Source organism: Kribbella aluminosa (assembly GCF_017876295.1).
GTDB classification, from domain to species: Bacteria; Actinomycetota; Actinomycetes; order Propionibacteriales; family Kribbellaceae; genus Kribbella; species Kribbella aluminosa.
In genome coordinates this window covers 3,653,380-3,669,867 of sequence record NZ_JAGINT010000001.1, presented here as the reverse complement: position 1 = coordinate 3,669,867, position 16,488 = coordinate 3,653,380, and the positions used below count along the sequence as shown (strand labels likewise).

Sequence of the window (16,488 nt, the reverse complement as noted above, 5' to 3'; positions counted from 1 at the left end):
TCAGGTAGCACCCCGGTCTGGCACGTTTCACGCGGCCCGCTGGACCGTCAGCGAACTCCGGCGGCCCTCAGCCGGCGCTGCGGAAATGCGCTGCGTCCAGTGCGGACTGCAGCGAGCGACGATACCCGTCGGACGTGAATGTTGCCCCGGACACCGTATCGATGTGCGAGTTCTGCGCGGCAAGCGCTTCCTGCTCGAGCTGCGGCAGCGCGTACGAGCTGATCTCGCGGTCCCGCCCACCGGACGAAGGGTAGACGAGCGCGTCGACGGCCGTCAGCCGGCCGGCGCGGACGGTGATCCGGACCTGCACGGGGCCGTACCGGGTGCCGGCCGAGGTGCCGTTCACCGTCACGTCGCCGGCCGACGTACTCACGACTCCGGGTGCGGCTGCCGGTGTCGCCGGATGGTCGACGTGGTTGATGCTGGTTGGGTAGAGGAAGAGGAGAAGGAGCAGTACGCCGGTGCTGCCGCCGACGAGGAGGTTGCGGCGGAGTCGCTGGGAGTGGGCGGTCACAGGGCGCCCGCTCGGTGGGCGGCGTCGAGGGCGGACTGGAGCGATTGGCGGTAGCCCTCGGAGGTGAAGGTCGCTCCGGAGACGGTGTCGATGTGCGCGTTCTGCGCGGTCATGGTCTCCTGGTCGAGCTGCGGTACGGCGTACCCGTTGATCTGGTCGGTGCGTCCGTCACCGCTCGGATGTTGCAGGGTGTGAGCCTTGGCGATCTTCCCGCCGCCAACAGAAACCTCCACCTGCACCGGGCCGTACTGCGTGTTCACCACACCGCCTGCAACCACAACCGACTTTCTCACCGGGGTGGTTGGCTTTGTCTTGGGTGATGGGGTGGAGCGCCGGACGTGATGGTTGGCCGGAGGCGTCGTCGAGCTGACCACCGCGGCCGCGCCTGTGGTTGTGGTGGGCTGTTGCAGGCTGGCGCGGAACGCCACCGCGACAACCGCCGTCGTCGCCACCGTCATCAGCAGTCTGATCCCGCGCCTCACGCACGTTCTCCTTTCACCACGAGAAGCGTTCCTGGTGCAGCTGGTTCGACGGCAACCCGGCCTTCAGCACCGCAGCCGCGACCGCGTCCATCCACGGGTCGGGTCCGCACACATACACGTCGTACGCCGTGATCCCCGGCACCAGCCGTCGTACGGCGTACTCGTCCGACCACGTCGCCGCACCGTCCGGCAACCACGACCGGCGCCGTCGCAACCGTGGTCCGAGCAGGTAGTGCACGGCGATCCCCCGCCGTCGTGCGAGCTGTTCCAGCTCGTCCCGGAACACCAGGTCCTCGGCACTGTGCGCGCGATACACGAGCACCGCCTCCCCCGGCCGGTACTCGAGCTCCTCGAGCAACGCCCGCAGCGGCGTGATACCGATGCCGCAGGCAAACATCGCGACTCGCTCCGTCACCCGCCGCTCCGCGGTCAGCCGCCCGTACGGTCCCTCGACCGCGACCCGCGTTCCCGGACGCAGCCGCGCCAGGCGACCGCTGCCGTCACCGGCCGCCTTCGCCGTCACCCGAAGTCGATCCGGAGCCGGCGACGCCGACAACGAGTACGGATTCCCGCGCGACCATCCCGGTCCGTCGAGGAACCGGAATACGAAGTACTGCCCGGCCCGCACCGGCATCCGATGCAGCTCGCGCCCGCCGATCAGCACCGTCACCACACCGGGCGCTTCCTGGATCACCTCACGCACCGTGAGCCCGTACCGCACCGTCCGCCAGGCCGGCAACAGCAATCGGTACAGCACGATCGCCCCGGCCGCGACGCCGTACGCCGACCACCAGTAGACCTGCGCCGGCCGCGACGTCGAGAAGTCCGCTCCGGTCCAGATCTCATGCGGCACGGACAGCCCGACGCCGACGTACGCGTACAGGTGCAGCAGGTGCCACGACTCGTACCGCAGTACCTTCCGGGCCGCCCGGATCGACGTCACCACGACCACCGTCAGCGCGATCGCCGCCGCTGTCGCGAGCAGCATCCCGCCGTACGTCGTGACCACCGTCCACGTCTCGTGCAGCAGGTCGTTGTGATCGCGGAGCGTGTATCCGACCAGGATCAGCACTACGTGTACGAGTAGCAGGTTGAACGACCAGAACCCGACCAGCCGATGCCGCCGGGCCAGCTCGTCCTGCCCGTAGCTCCGCTCGATCATCGGCACCCGGGCCATCAGGATCACCTGCACGAGCAACAGGTCGGCCGACACCAGCCCGGTGAGGCGGCCGAGTGACGTCAGCAGGTCCGCCGGACCGCTGAGCAGGCTCTGCAGCCCGCGCCCCGAGACCCACAGCGCGACGACCACCAGCACGCTCGCCCAGCACGCGATGCCGGCCGCGTCCCGCCACCACGCCGGCGTCCGCGGCGTCCGGCGCCGTACGTGCGGCATCCGCGGCCTGCTGATCGCAGGAGCGGCTCCGCGGTGGGTCATGCCCCCGACGATGCCCGCGGATTCTTAGCTCTTCCTTGGACCGTCCTCGCGGAGCGCCGGAAGCACCAGTTCGAACGTCGCCCCGACCTCGCTCGGCGCCAGCCGCAACTGCCCGCCGAACCGGTTCGCGACGTCGTGCGCGAGCGCCAGACCGAGCCCGTAGTGCGCCCTCCCGCGCCGCTGACCGCTCGAGTCGAACCGCCGCAGCACCCGCTGCGCCGCCTCCGGACCGATCCCGGGCCCGGTGTCGCTGACCGACACGATCACGTCCCGGCGCTCCCTCCGGACGGCGATCCGCACCTCACCACCACTAGGCGTGTGATCGATCGCGTTGTCAACGAGCGCGATCGCCGCCCGCCGGATCGCGCTCGCCGAACCGAGCGCGGGCGCACTGTCACGATCCGCAGCCGACCGTACCCGGACACCCACCTGCTGGGCATGCGCACTCGCCGCCTCGGCGACGTCCTGCGCGAGGACGACCAGGTCGACCGGCTCCGGCTCCTCCGCCCGCCGCGGATCGGCGGCCGCGAGCAGGTCGTCGACGACCTCGGTCAACCGCCGCGTGTCGCGGACCACTCCGTCCGCGTCGTCCAGGACCTGCTCGCTCGCACCGTCGCGATGCAGCGACCGCCCGAGCAGCTGAGCCCGCGTACTGAGCAACGTCAGCGGAGTCCGCAACTCATGTCCCGCATTCGCCACGAACGCACGCTGCAACGTCAACGCCTGCGCCAACGGCCGTACGGCGCGACGCCCGACCAGCACGCCGAGCAACCCGGCGAGCAGCAGCGCCAGCACCGTGGCCAGTCCCATCGCCTGCAGCATGCGGGCCTGTTCCTTGTGCTGGGACGCGAGGTCGAGCACCGCCTGCACCGGACGGCCCTTCACCAACCCGGTCGCGATCCGGTACTCGCCGTCGTCGTCCTCGACCGTGGTCACCTGGATGTGGTTGGCGGCCTCGGTCCGCAGCGCCTCCAGGTCCGGCCGAAGGTCGTCCGGTAGACCGGGTGACGCCGAGTTGCTCATCACCAGCCAGGTGCCCACCGGCGGATCGACCACGTCGTCCGCGCTGGCGAGCGCGGCCCTGAGCAGGTCGTCGGCAGCGACGGACTGCCCGTGGATCATCACCACGGTGACCAGCACGATCAGCAGCAGCATCGCCAGCGCGACCAGCGCCGCGGCCTGTACGGCGACGCCCCGCGCCGCACGCCGTACCAGGACCTCGTCGCCTATCGGCCGGCCGCTCATGGACCACCCAGCCGATAGCCGAGGCCGCGCACCGTACTGATCACGCCCTGCCCGAGCTTCCGTCGGCAGTAGTGCACGTACGTGTCCACGACCGTCTCGGACTCCGCATCGTCGAAGACCCGGTCCAGCAGGTCCGCCCGGCTGAACACGACTCCGGGACGGGCCGCCAGTAGACCGAGCAGCGCTGCCTCCCGCTCGGACAGCTCCACACGTCCGCCGGACGCCTGCTGGACAGTGCGCGTCGAGAGGTCGAGCAGGCCACCCGGTACGGCGAGTTGCACCGCATGATCGAGGTGCCGCCGCAGCAACGCCCGGACGCGAGCCAGCAACTCGGTCAGCTCGAACGGCTTGGTCAGGTAGTCCTCCGCGCCGGCGTCGAGCCCGTCGACGCGGTCCCCGGCACTGTTCCGCGCCGACAGCACGAGGATCGGCGTACCGACGCCCCGGCTGCGCAACCGCGCAATCAGGTCCAGGCCCTCCACCGCAGGCAGTCCCCGGTCGACGATCATCGCGTCGAACGGCCGGGTCAGCGCGACGTGCAGGCCGGTATGCCCGTCCGCGGCGCGCTTCACGGCGTACCCCTCGTCGCTGAGCACCCGGTCGAGCATGCCGGCCAGGTCCGCGTCATCCTCGATCAGGAGGATCCGCCCGCTCACGCCACGCCCCACCCGGGCGTCGCCTGAAGGTTGCCGTCAGCAAGCACTCCGAGTCCGTCGTACCCAGGCAGCAGGACCTCGGGCCAGCCGTCCCCGGCGACGTACGCCGCCGTGGCGAGGACGTCGGCGTACTCCAGCGAGGCCCCGCTCACCGAGACCGACAGCCACCGGCTCGTCGCCGGGCGACCGGTCCGCGGGTCGTACAGGTGCGCGCCCCGCGCCGCCGTACCGCTGGTCGCGACCGCTCCCCCGGTCCGTGCCAGGCTCGCGACCACCCGGCCCGGATCGTGCGGGTCCTGGATGCCGATCGTGAACGGCTCCGCGCTCGGGCAGATCACGAGGACGTCGCCGCCCGCGTTCAGGCACCAGTCGACGCCGTCCACCGCCCGCAGCAGGCCCCCCACACGCTCGACCGCCCAGCCCTTCACCAGCCCGGACGGATCCCACCCGCCGGCCGGCAGGTCCGCGTCGAACAGGCCGCCGGTCAGCTCCCGCGCCGCAGCGCACCGCTCGGCGACAACGCGGACGTCGGGGTCGACCTCGTCCCACCCGACCTCGCCGCGCCCCAGCCGGCTGACCTCGCTGTCCGGCTTGTACGTCGAGAACACCCGGTCGACGTCGCTCAGCTCGACGTACAGCTCCTTGACCGCAGCCTCCACCTCGGCGGACTCCGCGTACTCTCCCCGGGCCAGCAGGCTGACGGGCATCCCCATCACCTGCTCGACCCAGGTCCGCCTCATGATGCCGAGGCTAGGGATCCCTCTCTGCGGACAAGCTGAGACTGGTACGCCGACACATGCTGAGCGATCACCCGCTCCCAGGTCATGCTCGGCAGAGTGTGCTGGTTGTACTGCTGCAGCCGATGCAGGACCGCGGGATTCGTCAGCAGCGCCGCTGTGGTCCGGGCCATCTCCTGGTCCGTGTCGACGAGGTACCCCTCGATGCCGTTGCGGATGAACTCGCCGACGCCACCCGTCGACATCGCGACCACCGGCAGCCCGGCACACCGCGCTTCGAGCGCCGCGACACCGAACGACTCCAGCTCCGCGGGCGCGAGGTAGACGTCGGCGGAGGCGTACAGCTGCTGCAACTCGTACCGCGTCAACCGGCCGGGAAGCTCCACCCACGGGGCGAAGTCCCGCCGCCGGGCGTCGAGTGCGCGCTCACGCGGCCCGGCCCCGGCGATCACGCCGCGGAGCGGCACGTTCGACGGTACGAGGTCGCGGATCGCCGCGAGCGTGTCCAGCAACGCGAGCGGACGCTTCCGGCGGGCCAGCCGCATCGTGCTCACGATCGTCAACGGGTGCTGCGGACGCTGCGCCGGACGCCAGGCGGCCGGGTCGACCCCGTTGTGCAGTACGTCGACCGCACGCCCCGGCAGCGCTCGGCGGATCACATTCGCGACCGCCCCACTGACCGCCGTCCATCCGACGTTCCCGACGTACCGATCGAGCTGCGCCAGCGGCCACGGCATCGTCGGCCCGGGCAACGAATGCACGGTGATCAGCGCGGCCCGCGCCAGCCGGGCAGCCCGCCAGGCCAGCGGCGACACGATCGACGAGTGCGCATGCACGATGTCGAACGACGGCAGCTCGGACCGCAGCCGGTCAACCGCCGACGGCGACGGCATGCCGGCCACCGCCGGCAGCCGGACCACGGGTACGTCGGAGGTGCGCCCCTGGTTGAGCGTGTAGACCGTGACGTCGTGACCGGCCCGGATCAGGTGTACGGCGAGATCGTGCACCTGCAGCTCGATACCACCGAGCCGCGGCAGGTAGACGTCGCTGACCAACGCGATCCTCATGCCGCCACCGCCTGTGCCCGGCGCTGCAAGGAGGTCCAGATCGCCAGCATCACACCGCCCACCGGGATCTCCATCAGGAACGTGAAACCGCGGAACAGCAGCAACCCCGCAGCAACGCCTGCGGGGTCACCGCCGAGCGCGACCAGCGCGGCCGTCGTACCGATCTCGACGACACCCGCGCTGCCCGGCGTGATCGCCACGAGGGTCAGCAACCGCTCCACCGCCAGCGCCGTGAACAGCACCGCCAGGCCGAGCGGAACGTGCAGCACCTGGAAGCACAGCCACAGCAACGCCAGCTGCAGTGCGAGGTACGCGACCATCCCGCCGGTCATCGGCCGCCAGCCGGTGCGCATCAGGTGCAGCGTCGTCCGCCGGAACCGGGGAAGCCGTTCCTCGAGACGCGAACGCCGGAACACCTTGTCCAACTGGCGGCCGACGATCTTGGCGGCCCGCTCGTCGGCGAGGATCCAGACGCCCAGCAGGACGGCGACCGGCACCGGCAGGAAGAGCAGGCTGCTCGGCCCGAACGCCGCAGCACTGTGCAGGATCGGCACCAGGCCGAGCGCGATCGCGATCACCCCGAGCTTGGACACCACGTTCAGCAGCGTCGTCACGGTGATGTAGCTGCCGAACGCATTCCGGGTGAAACCCCAGCGCCGGACCATCGTGAAGTTCAGCGCCGTACCGACGGCGCCACCGAGTGGGAGAACGTTTGCCACCGCGCTGCCGGTCAGGCTCAGCGTGAGCGCGCGGCGCTTCGACAGCCCGGGCAAGGACGCGGCCAGGACGAACGAATGTGCCCACAACCCGGCGAGCCACACAACAGCGAGCAGAATCAGCGACCCGACCGACACCCGTGCGAGGATGTTGCCCACCTCACGCCAGGTCGACCCGACCGCTCGTGGCAGGAACACCACGAGGGCCCCCGTTACCAGCGCACTCAGGACGGACGTCAGCAGCCGCCGTCGCCAACCCGAAAGCCGTTCTCGCTCGTTCATCATTACCTAGCCTGTCGCTCCCGTGCTGAGAGGGTGCTGAGAAGAACTGGCCCACCCTCTACCCAGCATGTCATGCTCGCAGGCATGGCCAGGCCTTACACGCTGGTGGCGTTCCACGCACACCCGGACGACGAGGCCTTGCTGATGGGCGGCACCCTCGCGCGGCTCGCCGCGGAAGGGCACCGCGTCGTGCTCGCGGTCGCCACGGACGGCGAGGCGGGTGCGTCGGCTTCGTCGTACCGCGCCGGTCCCGGGCTGGCGGCGTTCCGGCGGGACGAGCTGGAGCGGTCCGCGACCGCGCTCGGCTGTGCGCGGGTGGTGCGGTTCGGGTTCAAGGACTCCGGATCGTCGGGCCCGCCCGCGGAGGGCGGTTTCAGCACGCTCCCGGCCGCGGAGGCGGCGCAGCCGTTGATCGAGCTCCTGCAGGAGGAGCAGGCCGACGCGCTGACGATCTACGACCCGGCCGGCGGCTACGGGCACCCCGATCACCGGCAGGTGTACACCGTCGGCACGTACGCCGCTGAGCAGGCGGGGACCCCGCTGGTGCTCGAGTCGACGATCGACCGGCGGCTGATCCGCCGGCTGATCCGGATCGTGACGGCGATCCCCGGCGTCCTGCCCGCGGTGTCCACGGCGGCGTACGACCACGCCTACGCCCCCAGCGCCGCGATCACGCATCGGGTCGACGTACGGCGGTACACCCGGCAGAAGCGCGCGTCGTTCGAAGCGCACGCGAGCCAGGCGAGCGCCGACGAAGGGGCACGCACCCTGGGCCTGCTCCTCAAGCTCCCGCGCTGGCTCTTCCGATCGATGCTCGGTCGCGAGTGGTACGTCGAACACGGCCGCACTCCAGGCGCACCGTTGGACGACCTGTTCGCCTCCCTCAGGCACCCGCCCGCGAGGTGAGCGAGTACGCCGGTACGGCGACGGCGGTCACGACCACGTGCATCAGCATCAGGCCCGCGACGCCCGTCCCGGAGGTGGCTGGGATGAACTTGGTGGCCAGCAGCAGGTCCGGGATCATCGACAGTACGAGCACCACCGGCACGACCACCTTGAGCGCGGCCGCAGACCGGCGGCTGACCGCTGTCCAGCCGAGGTAGCCGGCCGCGGTTCCGATCAGTGTCAACGGGACGAAGACCACGATAGCGGCAACTTTTCGGTCCGGTCCGGATTCCGATCCGGCGCGACGGGGTCCGGCATGACGTCTGGAGGGCGGCGTCGTTGGTGTTGGGGCATGCTGGTGGGGCCGAGGGAGGCAATCGATGAGCAGGACGGGACTTGAGGCACTCGCGAACTGGGCGGACGCGCACCTGGACGAGTTGACCGACGAAACGTGTACGGCGATCCGCCGGAAGATCCCGTTCTACCGGGACACGGATGTCGTGGCGGACGCCGAGATCCACAAATCGGTCAAAGGAAACATCCACACGACCATCGGCGTACTGCGGCGTCCCGACACGTCCCTCGACATCCGGCCGGCGCAGTACACCGGCCGGCGGCGCGCCGAGCAGAGTGTCCCGTTGCCTGAGGTCCTGCAGGCGTTCCGCATCGGCTTCGAAGTGCTCTGGGAACGCCTCGTCGGGCACGTGCGGCGCAGCTGGGAGCCTGACGAAGCCGACGGGCTCCTGACCGCAGCCAGCGTCCTGTGGCGGCTGAGCGACGAGCAGTCGCTCGCCGCCACCGAGGAGTACCGCGCGACCACCGCCGCGATCCTGGTCGCCCAGCAGCACCAGCGGTCGGCGCTCGTCGAGGCGCTGCTGGGCGGTCAGCCCGGCCCGCAGGGAGGTCCGTGGGAGGCAGCCGCGCTGCTGGGGTTCCCTCCGAACAGCCAACTGGTCGTGGTCGCCGCCGAGACCAAGGGTCTGGCCGAGGAGAGTCTGCCCGGGATCGAGCAGCAGCTCGCCGAGCACGGTGTGGTCTCCGGCTGGCGGCTGACACCGGCCCTGCAGCTCGGCCTGGTATCGGTCCCGGACAGCTCCGGCCCGTCGATCCTCAGCCTGCTGCAGGGGTCGGCGACGGCGCGGACCGGGGTGAGTCCGCCGTACGACTCGCCGTCCGAGACACCGCGGGCACTGCAACTCGCCCGGACCGCGCTGGTCACGCTGCCGGTCGGCCGGGCCGAGGTGCAGGTGTTCGACTCCAGCCCGCTGGCCGGGATGATGGCGATGGATCCGCGCGAGGGCCGGCGAATCGCGCAGCAGGTGTTCGGCCCGGTGCTGACGTTGCCGGCCGAGGACCGCGCCGTACTGCTCGACACCTTCGACGCGCACCTCGACCACGGCGGATCCGCGGAGGCGGCCGGTGCCGCCCTGCACTGCCACCCGAACACGATCCGGTACCGCCTGCGCCGGCTCCAGGAGCTGACCGGGCGGTCACTGACCGATCCGCGTCAGGCGTCCGAGCTGGCCGCCGCGGCGTACGCCGTCCGCCTGTTGCCACTCACGACACCCGCTGTCGGTGTCGACAACCTCTCGGCCCTCGGCGACCGGCAGGTGCAGACTCGTCTCTAGACGCAGCACGGAGGGAGCGGGAGACGATGAGCGACCAGGGCGGCGACGGACCGACGACCGAGGCGGAGTGGTCCCAGAAGGACTACCACCACCCGTCCGCGGGCTGGGGTGCGGCGATGTCGGTGGCCAAGGTTCTCGGCCGGGAGCACGCGATCACCTCCGGGCCGCGCGCGATGCTCAAGATGAACCACGAGAACGGCGGCTTCGACTGCCCCGGGTGCGCCTGGCCGGACGCGATCGACGGCCTCAAGCTCGACCTCTGCGAGAACGGTGTCAAGCACGTCGTCTGGGAGATGACGCCGAAACGCGCCGGCCGCGAGTTCTTCGCCGCGCACACCGTCACCGAGTTGGAGAGCTGGACGGACTTCGCGCTGGAGGACGTCGGCCGGCTGACCGAGCCGATGGTGTACGACGCGGCGACGGACCACTACGTACCGGTCAGCTGGCAGGCCGCGTTCGACCTGATCGGCACGCAGCTCCAGGCGCTGGACTCCCCCGACCAGGCGGCGTTCTACACGTCTGGCCGGCTCAGCAACGAGGCGACGTTCCTCTATCAGCTGTTCGCGCGTGAGTACGGCACGAACAACCTGCCGGACTGCTCGAACATGTGCCACGAGGCGTCCGGCCGCGCGCTCCAGGCGGCCCTCGGGACCGGCAAGGGTACGGCGGACCTGAAGGACTGGGAGACCGCCGAGGCGATCCTCGTCATCGGGGTGAACGCGGCGTCGAACGCGCCGCGGATGCTGACCGCGCTGTCCGACGCGTACCGGCGCGGCGCGCAGATCGTGCACATCAACCCGCTCGTCGAGGCCGCCGCCGGCCGGACGATCGTGCCGCACGAGTTCGTCGACATGGCGCTGAACAAGTCGACCCCGACCAGCACCCTGAACCTGCAGGTCCGGGTCGGCGGCGACCTCGCGCTGCTCCGCGGGATCGCGAAGGCGGTGCTCGAGGAGGCCGAGACCGACCGGAAAGCGCTCGACGAGGTGTTCCTCGAGCGCTACACCGACGGCTTCGCGGCGTACCGGAAGATCTGCGAGGAGACCGACTGGGCCGAGCTCGTCGAGCAGTCCGGGCTGACCGAGGCGGACATCCGCCGGGCCGCCACCATCTACTCGCGGTCCCGCCGGACGCTGATCAGCTGGTGCCTCGGCGTCACGCAGCACGAGCACGGCGTCGACACCGTCCGCGAGATCGTCAACCTGCTGCTGCTCCGCGGCAACCTCGGCCGCGAGGGCGCCGGGCCGTCGCCGGTCCGCGGGCACAGCAACGTGCAGGGCAACCGGACCTGCGGGATCGACCACCGGCCGAGTACGACGTTCCTCGACCGGCTCGCGGCCGCCTGCGAGATCTCGCCGCCGCGGCACCACGGGCTCGACACGGTCAAGACGATCGCGGCGATGCGGGACGGGTCGGTGAAGGTGTTCGTCGGGATGGGCGGCAACTTCGCGCTCGCCGCACCGGACACCGTCGCGACCGCCGAAGGCCTGCGTTCGTGCGAGCTGACCGCCCACGTCAGTACGAAGCTGAACCGCAGCCACCTCGTCCACGGCCGGAAGGCGCTCATCCTGCCGTGCCTCGGCCGGACCGAGCTCGACGTCCAGGCCGCCGGCCCGCAGTCGGTGTCGGTCGAGGACTCGATGAGCATGGTGCACCTGTCGATCGGCCGCAAACGCCCCGCGTCGCCGTTGCTGCTGTCCGAGCCCGCGATCATCGCCGGAATCGCCCAGGCCACGCTGCCGGAAACCCGGACCCCGTGGTCGTCGTACGTCGAGGACTACGACCGGATCCGCGACATCATGGCGCGGGCGCTGGACGGGTTCGAGGACTTCAACCGCCGGGTCCGGCACCCGCTCGGCTTCCGGCTCCGGCAGCCCGCCCGCGAGCTCGTCTTCCTGACCGAGAGCGGGCGCGCCGAGTTCTCCACCGCGGACCTCCCGGATATACGGCCCGCGGACGACGACGTGCTGATCCTGCAGACCATGCGGTCGCACGACCAGTGGAACACCACGATCTACTCCGACAACGACCGGTACCGCGGCGTCAAGAACCTCCGCACGCTGATCCTGATGAACGCTGAGGACATGCGGGCCCGTGGCCTCGCCCAGGGCGACCTCGTCGACATCACCGCCATCGCCCGCGACGGCTCCACCCGGGTGCTCCGTGAGTACCGGGCGCTCCGCTACGGCATGCCCCGCGGGAACGCGGCCGGGTACATGCCGGAGATGAACGTCCTGATCGCCGCCAGCGACTACAGCACCCAGAGCGACCAGCCGCTGATGAAGAACGTGCACGTCCGGGTCACCAGGTCCACCTGAACGGCACCGGCTGCAGACCCGTTATGATTTGGCCGAGCTGGAGAGGCCTGTCTTGGAGCACCACCCTGGGAACCCGCTGCCGCGCGGCGCCGTCGACTCCGACGTAGACCTGCGGGTAGACGGCCGCGATGGCCGCGCGCACGACCCGGCGATCCTCGGCGTCATCGCGATCGGCGGCGCACTCGGCGCCACCGCGCGGTACCTGATCGGCCTCGGCTGGCCGACGCCGCCGGGCGGGTTCCCCGTGAACACGCTGCTGATCAACATCGCCGGCTGCGGGCTGATCGGGATCCTGATGGTGCTCGTCACCGACGTCCTCACCCAGCGGCGGCTGCTCCGCCCGTTCCTCGGCACCGGGGTGCTCGGCGGGTTCACGACGTTCTCGACGTACGCCGTCGACATCCAGCAGCTCGTCACCGGGAGCCACGCCGGGACCGCGCTGCTGTACCTCGCCACGACCATCCTCGGCGCGCTGCTCGCGGTCCGCTGCACGGTGAGTGCGACGCGGGCCCTGATCACCTGGAGGAACCGGTGACCCGGCTCCTGCTGGTGATCGCCGGCGGCCTGATCGGCGCACCGCTGCGGTACGTCGCCGACCGCGCCGTCCAGGCCCGGCACGACTCGATGTTCCCGTGGGGCACGTTCAGCGTGAACGTCCTCGGTTCGCTCGTCCTCGGCTTCCTGGCCGGGGCGTCGAACGCGTTCCCGCACGGCGTCCAGCTGTTCGTCGGCACCGGGTTCTGCGGTGCGCTGACGACCTACTCGACGTTCTCCTACGAGACGATCCGGCTGTTCGAGGACCGGGCGCGGTTCCTTGCCGTCGCCAACGTCACCGCCAGCATCGTCGCCGGGCTAGGCAGCGTCTTCCTCGGCGTCGCCGTCAGCCAGGCCGTCTGGAGCTGATGGATGCACGACCGCCCCGAGTCCGCGCTGGGCATCGTCCTTCGGTCGCGGTTCTACCGCTCCGCGTTCCTGTCGTTGCTGGTCGCCGGTATCGGGGTGTCGGCGGCGACACCTCAGCTGACGTTGTTCCTGGTCCGTGAGCTGCACACGCCGCTGCCGGTGGCCGGGCTGTACTACGTGACGAACCTGGCCGCTCCGCGCGCCGGATTCCTGGTCGGCCGCTGGTCGGACCGGAGCCACGACCGGCTGCTGTGGTTCCGGGTGTGCGCGGTGATCGGTGCGGCCGGGTGGCTCGCGATGGCGGCGTCGACCAAGGTGTGGATGCCGTTCGTGATCAGCGCGCTCGCGTTGAGCGTCGCCGGCGGCTCGATGGCGCAGCTGTTCGCGGCCTGCCGGGACGAACTCAGCCGGCACCCGACCCGCACCGAGAACCGGGTGATCGCGACGATCCGGATGGCCTTCACCACCGGCTGGATCCTCGGACCGGTGTTCGGCAGCTGGTTCGGCGGTGTCTTCGGACTCCGACCGTTGCTGGTGGCAACGGCTGTCTGTGTGTTCGCCCAGGTGCTCCCGCTCGGCCGGCAACGCGTCGAGCGGTACGACGACCCGCACCGCGACACCTCGACCGAACGGCGCCGGATCGACCACATGCTGCCGCTGCTGGTCTTCACCGCGGTGTGCGTGCTCGCGATGACCGGCGACACGATCAAGTTCGGCTACCTGCCGATCTACATGGCCGACCAGCTGCACGTCTCCGACGCCGTCCGCGGCGCCGTCATCGGCATCCAGCCGCTGCTCGAACTTCTGCTGCTCCCGGTCGTCGCCCGGCTCGCCGACCGGTACGGCGCGATGCGCGCGATGACCGCCGGCGCCGTACTGGGCCTGGCCGGCAACATCACGTACGCCCTCAGCACATCGGTCGCCGGCCTGTTCCTCGGCCAGGCCCTGACCGCCGGCCTCTGGGCCTGCGTCGGCGCTCTCGGCGTCACGATCGCCCAACGCCTCTACCCCGAAGGCGTCGGCACCGCCTCCGGCATCTTCCTCAGCGCCATCCCCCTCGGCTCCGCCATCGGCGGCACGATCGGCGGCATCGGCGTCGCCGCCATCGGTCTCCCACACGTCTTCTTCGTCCCCGCCTGCCTCACCGCCGTATCGATCGTCGCCTTCGCCGTGCTCAGCACACGGACCGCTCACTCGTCCTAAGATCTGTGTGCAGGTTCCTTACCGCCCTGAAATAAGTGAGGAGCACCATGCCCAGAAGAACGCTCGGCGTCGTCCTCGGCACCGCAGCCCTGATGATCACCTCGGCCGCGATGGCGTACGCCGAGCCGCCGCAGCACCTCCCACAGAACGCCGACGGGTACGAGCAGTCGTTCTCGCCGGCGTACGACTACGACACCGACGGCTGCTACGCCACCCCCGCGATCGGACCGGACGGCACGCTGAACCCGGGCCTGAACCCGACCGGCGCCGTGAACGGCAACTGCCGCGACCAGTCCGACCTCGACAACTCACAGACCTACTCCCGCGAGAAGTGCAACAACGGCTGGTGCGCGATCGTGTACGCCAGCTACTTCGAGAAGGACCAGGCCCTGCCGGGCAGCAGCCTCGGCGGTCACCGGCACGACTGGGAGCACGTGATCTCCTGGGTCAACCAGGCCACCAACCAGGTCGAGTACGTGACCACCACGCAGCACTCCAGCCAGGTCACCTACACGCGCTCGCAGGTCCGGTTCGACGGCTCGCACCCGAAGATCGTGTACCACAAGGACGGCGCCAGCACGCACTTCTTCCGGCTCGCCAACAGCAACGACGAGCCGCCGGAGAACCACTACCACGACTGGCGCTACCCACCGCTCGTCGGCTGGAACGGCTACCCCAGTACGTCGTTGCGCGACACGCTGATGACCGCCGACTTCGGGTCGGCCACGATCAAGATCACCGACAAGGACGATCGGTTCCGCAACCTGCTGAACGCGTCCAAGCCGTCCGGGATCCCGTTCGACCCCTGGGCCTGAAACCTCTGGGCCTGAAACCTCTGGGCCTGAAACCTCTGGGCCTGATCAACCCCGGCGTGCGCGTTCAGCGCTGGACGCGCACGCCGCAGGTCAGCGATTCCGCGATCAGGTCGATCATCGCCGCGTGCCGCTTGGTCGCCGTCTCCACCTGGCCGAGCGCGACCGTGTCCAGGAACACCCGGCTCACCACCAGCTCCGCGGCCGCCTGCACCCGGGCCCGGTCGGCGACCACGTCATCGGCACCGGCCAGTACGTCGGCCACGGTCGCGGTCGCCTCGGCGAACGTCTCACTGGCCCGCGAAGCGATCTCCGGCCGGCCCTGCGCCTCCCGGAACACGATGATCCGGGCCGCGCGGTCCTTCTCCAGCTCGGCGGCCATCGTCTCGACGATCGCCCGCAGCCGCCGGCGCACCGTCCGGCCGCGCGCCGCGGACCGCAGTACCTCACCGGGCGCCGGGCGCTCCTGCACGACCGCGAGCAGCAGGTCGAGCTTGGTCGCGAAGTGGTAGAACACCAGCCCCGACGGTACGCCGGCCTCGGCGGCGATCCGGGCCGTCGACGTCGCGTCGTACCCGTGCTCCGCGAACAACCGCTCGGCGGTCTCGACGATGATCTGCCGCTTGGTGGAGCGCGTCCGATGACGGGGACCGTGGTGGTGCGCCGGTGCGGTCATGACGGTTGCGGGGCGGGCCAGACGTCGCCTTTCCGTTCGGCAGCGAGCACAGCGGACCGCTTCAGGGACTTGAAGACGTAGTCCGGCACCTTCAGCCCGCGGCGGTGTGCCCACAACAGATCGTGTTCGGCGCGCCCGACCTGCTCGGCGTACTTGCGCAGCTCCGCCTCGCCGCCGTCGCTCATCTTCAGCTTGTCCATCACGTCCCCGAACTGGGTGACCTGAAGCTTGTTGTAGGCCCCTACCACTTCGAACGTACGCTTCCGCAGCCCGCGCGTCAGCCACTTCTGCCACCCCGACAGCTGGTCCCACAGCTGCTGCGAGGCCATCTGGTAGTACGCGAAGTGGCCGGGCTCCTGGCGGCGGATCGGCGCGACCACCGTGGCGGCGATGGCGCGCTCGCCGAGGTCGACCAGCCCGGCGTGGAACCTGTTGTAGGCAAGGACCGCGGACCGCTCGGTGGCCAGTCCGGTCAGGTAGTACAGCATCCGGCTGATGTCCTGGACTCCCGGCACCTTGCCGAGCGCGCCCAGCAGCTTGAGGCTGAACGACACCTCGTCGAGGTTCGGCTCGTGCGGCTCGACGCCGAGCAGGTCCTGGAGCTTGTCCAGGATCTGCCCGTGCCGGGTCTCCTGCGGCATCCACACGTCCGCGTAGAAGTGCCGATCCACCTCCGGCGGATCGGGCAGCATGATGTTCAGCTCGAGCACATTCCGCTCGACCTCGAGCTCGACGCGGGTCATGTAGGCCAGCACCGGGCCGAACCGCTCAGCCAGCAGGCCCGGCTTCTGCATCGTGTAGTCGACGCCGCCCAGCGGGATCGGCGGATGTTCCTCACCGAGCCGGTCGACATGGTCGGCCAGCCGGGAGTCTTCCCGTCGTCGGCCGCGGCGGCGCGGGATGGTCAGATCACTCAAAGACATAGGCGG

Annotated in this window: 18 protein-coding genes; 7 read left to right on the top strand and 11 right to left on the bottom strand. The window is 70.4% G+C overall.

Translation table 11 applies throughout. The annotated features are described in order from the left end of the window. Window positions 1-67 precede the first annotated feature (67 nt). Genes JOF29_RS44570 through JOF29_RS17480 form a run of 8 tightly spaced genes read right to left on the bottom strand, consistent with a single transcriptional unit; the run spans window position 68 to window position 7,134 of the window. Window positions 68-514, bottom strand: coding sequence for an FMN-binding protein (locus JOF29_RS44570; RefSeq protein WP_307863424.1), 447 nt, complete (start codon window positions 512-514; stop codon window positions 68-70). After that, window positions 511-996, bottom strand: coding sequence for an FMN-binding protein (locus JOF29_RS17510; protein ID WP_307863423.1), 486 nt, complete (start codon window positions 994-996; stop codon window positions 511-513). Before JOF29_RS17510 ends, JOF29_RS44570 begins: the two co-directional genes overlap by 4 nt. A gap of 13 nt (window positions 997-1,009) precedes the next feature. Next, the gene (locus JOF29_RS17505; protein ID WP_209695240.1) at window positions 1,010-2,431 is read right to left on the bottom strand and encodes a ferredoxin reductase family protein; all 1,422 of its coding nucleotides are present in this window, start codon (window positions 2,429-2,431) and stop codon (window positions 1,010-1,012) included. Between the two features lie 24 nt (window positions 2,432-2,455). Continuing rightward, window positions 2,456-3,676: a sensor histidine kinase gene (locus JOF29_RS17500; protein WP_209695239.1), complete on the bottom strand. Its 1,221-nt coding sequence runs from the start codon at window positions 3,674-3,676 to the stop codon at window positions 2,456-2,458. Beyond that, a complete protein-coding gene (locus tag JOF29_RS17495) occupies window positions 3,673-4,332 on the bottom strand; it encodes a response regulator transcription factor (RefSeq protein WP_307863421.1) in 660 nt (219 codons plus the stop codon). The genes JOF29_RS17500 and JOF29_RS17495 overlap by 4 nt, the downstream gene beginning before the upstream one ends. Beyond that, window positions 4,329-5,072 (bottom strand): FAD:protein FMN transferase, encoded by a 744-nt coding sequence (locus JOF29_RS17490; protein WP_209695238.1) that lies wholly within the window; start codon window positions 5,070-5,072, stop codon window positions 4,329-4,331. The genes JOF29_RS17495 and JOF29_RS17490 overlap by 4 nt, the downstream gene beginning before the upstream one ends. Further along, window positions 5,069-6,136, bottom strand: coding sequence for a glycosyltransferase family 4 protein (locus tag JOF29_RS17485; RefSeq protein ID WP_209695237.1), 1,068 nt, complete (start codon window positions 6,134-6,136; stop codon window positions 5,069-5,071). The genes JOF29_RS17490 and JOF29_RS17485 overlap by 4 nt, the downstream gene beginning before the upstream one ends. Further along, window positions 6,133-7,134, bottom strand: coding sequence for a lysylphosphatidylglycerol synthase transmembrane domain-containing protein (locus JOF29_RS17480; RefSeq protein WP_209695236.1), 1,002 nt, complete (start codon window positions 7,132-7,134; stop codon window positions 6,133-6,135). The genes JOF29_RS17485 and JOF29_RS17480 overlap by 4 nt, the downstream gene beginning before the upstream one ends. A gap of 84 nt (window positions 7,135-7,218) precedes the next feature. Here JOF29_RS17480 and JOF29_RS17475 point away from each other — a divergent pair, with 84 nt between their 5' ends. Then, the gene (locus tag JOF29_RS17475; protein WP_209695235.1) at window positions 7,219-8,040 is read left to right on the top strand and encodes a PIG-L deacetylase family protein; all 822 of its coding nucleotides are present in this window, start codon (window positions 7,219-7,221) and stop codon (window positions 8,038-8,040) included. Here the strand turns inward: JOF29_RS17475 and JOF29_RS17470 are convergent. Next, window positions 8,018-8,263 (bottom strand): hypothetical protein, encoded by a 246-nt coding sequence (locus JOF29_RS17470; protein WP_209695234.1) that lies wholly within the window; start codon window positions 8,261-8,263, stop codon window positions 8,018-8,020. The genes JOF29_RS17475 and JOF29_RS17470 overlap by 23 nt on opposite strands. 136 nt (window positions 8,264-8,399) lie before the next feature. Here JOF29_RS17470 and JOF29_RS17465 point away from each other — a divergent pair, with 136 nt between their 5' ends. The 6 genes from JOF29_RS17465 to JOF29_RS17440 are packed head-to-tail and all read left to right on the top strand — an operon-like array spanning window position 8,400 to window position 14,886. Next, the gene (locus JOF29_RS17465; RefSeq protein ID WP_209695233.1) at window positions 8,400-9,647 is read left to right on the top strand and encodes a PucR family transcriptional regulator; all 1,248 of its coding nucleotides are present in this window, start codon (window positions 8,400-8,402) and stop codon (window positions 9,645-9,647) included. A 26-nt stretch (window positions 9,648-9,673) separates the two neighbouring features. Next, complete coding sequence (locus JOF29_RS17460) at window positions 9,674-11,965, top strand: FdhF/YdeP family oxidoreductase (RefSeq protein WP_209695232.1); 2,292 nt, start codon at window positions 9,674-9,676, stop codon at window positions 11,963-11,965. A 52-nt stretch (window positions 11,966-12,017) separates the two neighbouring features. After that, window positions 12,018-12,500 (top strand): fluoride efflux transporter CrcB, encoded by a 483-nt coding sequence (gene crcB, locus JOF29_RS17455; protein ID WP_209695231.1) that lies wholly within the window; start codon window positions 12,018-12,020, stop codon window positions 12,498-12,500. Beyond that, window positions 12,497-12,868 (top strand): fluoride efflux transporter CrcB, encoded by a 372-nt coding sequence (crcB, locus tag JOF29_RS17450; RefSeq protein WP_209695230.1) that lies wholly within the window; start codon window positions 12,497-12,499, stop codon window positions 12,866-12,868. Before crcB (JOF29_RS17455) ends, crcB (JOF29_RS17450) begins: the two co-directional genes overlap by 4 nt. A gap of 3 nt (window positions 12,869-12,871) precedes the next feature. Further along, complete coding sequence (locus JOF29_RS17445) at window positions 12,872-14,071, top strand: MFS transporter (protein WP_209695229.1); 1,200 nt, start codon at window positions 12,872-12,874, stop codon at window positions 14,069-14,071. A 47-nt stretch (window positions 14,072-14,118) separates the two neighbouring features. Next, entirely contained in the window at window positions 14,119-14,886 is a 768-nt protein-coding gene (locus JOF29_RS17440) for an NPP1 family protein (protein ID WP_209695228.1), read from the top strand. Between the two features lie 64 nt (window positions 14,887-14,950). Here the strand turns inward: JOF29_RS17440 and JOF29_RS44565 are convergent, their stop codons facing one another. Then, window positions 14,951-15,559 carry a TetR/AcrR family transcriptional regulator gene (locus JOF29_RS44565; protein WP_209695227.1) on the bottom strand — a complete coding sequence of 203 codons (609 nt, stop codon included), beginning with the start codon at window positions 15,557-15,559 and terminating at the stop codon, window positions 14,951-14,953. Beyond that, on the bottom strand, window positions 15,556-16,482 hold the full coding sequence (locus JOF29_RS17430; RefSeq protein ID WP_209695226.1) for a GTP-binding protein LepA: 927 nt from the start codon (window positions 16,480-16,482) through the stop codon (window positions 15,556-15,558). The genes JOF29_RS44565 and JOF29_RS17430 overlap by 4 nt, the downstream gene beginning before the upstream one ends. Window positions 16,483-16,488 lie beyond the last annotated feature (6 nt).